Annotated in this window: 1 protein-coding gene; it reads left to right on the top strand. The window is 45.7% G+C overall.

The features are described 5' to 3' along the window. Nucleotides 1-103: 103 nt before the first annotated feature. A partial coding sequence (locus ACFILO_RS09795) for a phage terminase large subunit (RefSeq protein ID WP_375678248.1) occupies nucleotides 104-549 on the top strand: 446 nt, incomplete at its 3' end.

Raw genomic sequence — 549 nt, forward strand, 5'->3', positions numbered from 1 at the left:
GCTTATTTAGCGTTGCTTGGTAAGGTGTTGCCTTTACAGGTAACAGGTGAAGATGGGGGAGCCATTAAGGTGATAACGCGTGTAGAAATCGCGCCTTTGGTCAATGACAACACGACAGATTAGTATTGTACCAAAACTTATCCCTATTTTTGATGGGGATGCTTTGGTACGAGCGGCGTGGGGTGGACGAGGGTCTGGAAAGACAAGATCATTTGCATTGATGGCGGCTTTAAAAGGCTATCAATTTGGTATGCAGGGGATATCGGGGACCATTCTTTGTGCACGTCAGTTTCAGAATTCTTTGGCAGAAAGTTCATTGGAGGAGATTAAGCGCGCCATTGAAGCGCACGACTTTTTAAAGGACTATTACAAGGTTGGGGAATCTTCGATTAAGTCGATAGATGGTCGCATAGCCTTTCAGTTTTCTGGTCTTGACCGTAATATTGCGAGCATTAAATCGATGGGGCGCATTTTGCTTTGTTGGGTTGATGAAGCAGAGCCGGTAACAGAGACGGCTTGGCAAACGCTTATACCGACTTTGCGAGAAGA

The sequence above is a fragment of the Bartonella sp. AP72JLCBS genome (assembly GCF_042195705.1).
Classification (GTDB): domain Bacteria; phylum Pseudomonadota; class Alphaproteobacteria; order Rhizobiales; family Rhizobiaceae; genus Bartonella.